This is a genomic window from Alcanivorax sp. HI0044 (genome assembly GCF_001634945.1).
Genome location: NZ_LWEZ01001687.1, coordinates 1 through 1,606, shown reverse-complemented (window position 1 = coordinate 1,606; position 1,606 = coordinate 1). Strand labels below are relative to the sequence as shown.

The 1,606-nt window shown below is 56.4% G+C and carries 3 protein-coding genes; 2 read left to right on the top strand and 1 reads right to left on the bottom strand.

Features of this window, described 5'->3' with window-relative positions; all coding sequences use genetic code 11:
• Positions 1–94 precede the first annotated feature (94 nt).
• A complete protein-coding gene (locus A3730_RS25430) occupies positions 95–745 on the top strand; it encodes a cyclic nucleotide-binding domain-containing protein (RefSeq protein WP_063521693.1) in 651 nt (216 codons plus the stop codon).
• Between the two features lie 62 nt (positions 746–807).
• On the opposite strand, the gene A3730_RS25425 is transcribed toward A3730_RS25430, so the two are convergent.
• On the bottom strand, positions 808–1,245 hold the full coding sequence (locus tag A3730_RS25425) for a universal stress protein (RefSeq protein ID WP_063538545.1): 438 nt from the start codon (positions 1,243–1,245) through the stop codon (positions 808–810).
• A gap of 215 nt (positions 1,246–1,460) precedes the next feature.
• On the opposite strand from A3730_RS25425, the gene A3730_RS29990 reads away from it, so the two are divergent.
• Positions 1,461–1,606, top strand: a 146-nt coding sequence (locus A3730_RS29990; protein WP_156501360.1) for a toprim domain-containing protein, incomplete at its 3' end; no start/stop codon positions are given.

Below are 1,606 nucleotides of genomic sequence, written 5' to 3'. Positions count from 1 at the left end.
GTTTTTATACCGCTTTTACGTCCCCGTCGTTGCCCTGCTGCGACGCGGGCACTAGCATATGACAATAATTCCATCATAACAGTGGGGATAGTAGATGGAGCAGGCCAATAATAATGATTTCGGCCAGCAACGGCGGCGCCAGCTGTTAGCCGGTGTGCCGTTTTTTAATGAAATCGCCCGTGATGATCAGGACGAATTTGCGCAGCTTGAAAAGACGACCCGCCTTTGGGTAGCCGCTTCCGGGGAAAGTGTCATCCGTGCTGGTGATGTGGATTCCACCCTGTATTTTTTGCTCCGGGGGCAGCTTGAAGTCCTCTCGGATAATCCAGAGGAAGCTCCGCTTTACTATGTCTCACCCGGTGAAGTATTTGGCACCTTGTCCATGCTTCTGGGAACGCCCCGCAGCGCTACCATAAAGGTGGCGGACAATGCTCGGGAGGCGGTATTGGCAAGCCTGGACTTCAATGAATTCAACGACGATGACAGTGCCTATTCGTTGGCTACCCGTCTGGCCTTCTTCCATATGATTGTTCACCACATCCGCTGGACCCTGGAAGTAAAACGAATGCAGGCGCCGACCCACGAGCTGGTCCATTCCATGCGCAAACTGCCGGTTTTTCATGGTGAGAAAAACAGCCAGGAAGAGCTGGCTGCACTGAAAGTGCAGGCTCAGGGGCTGGCTGAATTGTTGTGTCGTTGGAACGGAGAAAGCCAGGCCAGTACCGGGGCGCTGCAGCTTACCTGATTCGCGTTTGCGTCAGTTCCCGTGTGGGGGGCTCCCCCGGTGCGGGACATCCGGGCTTTCTGTTACTGGTCGACTTTCACGGCCAGTACGTCGCAGTGGGCGCCAGGCACCAGCCCGCGTGCGGTTGAGCCCAGCAGCAGGGCCAGGCCGCTGCGAGTATGGCTGCCCACCACGATCAAATCCGCCCCTAGCTTGTCTGCCTTGTCGAGAATGGTCTTTTCGATGGATCCCATGTCCACGTAAACATTGGTCTCGGGAATCTTGTATTGCCCTGCGTATTTGTCTGCCATTTCACGGGCCTGTTTCATCAGGCCGCTTTGCAAGTCCGTCACATCCATGGGCACATCCGCGCCGTAAGCCAGAGCCAGCGGTTCGATGACATGGATCAGATGGAGCTCGCCGTCATTGCCCGACAGTACGCCCGCAGCGCGGGACAGCACCTGTGCGGATTCGTCGCTGCCATCAATGGCAACCAGGATTTTACGGTAGGGACTGGGCACGGTTCTCTCCCTGAAAACGTGAGGTTTCCTGCAGTATAGCGCGCTTTGCCAGGGTTGCCAGCGGGCTGTTTCACAGATGAGGGTTGCCCTGGCAGGCCTGCCTGTACTACTACTAAAAAAGGAAAACGGGGGCACTTCCTGCTTGACCCGCCTATACCGGCGCTGTCTAAATAGCGCCCATCACGAGCCTTAGACCGGATGTTGAGTACCTGAGAATGGGAAAATCGCTAGTAATTGTGGAGTCGCCTGCCAAGGCCAAGACCATTAACCGCTACCTGGGCGACGACTTCATCGTGAAGTCCAGTGTCGGCCATGTGCGGGATCTGCCGGTCAGTGGCGGCTCCAAAAAGAGCACCCCTCA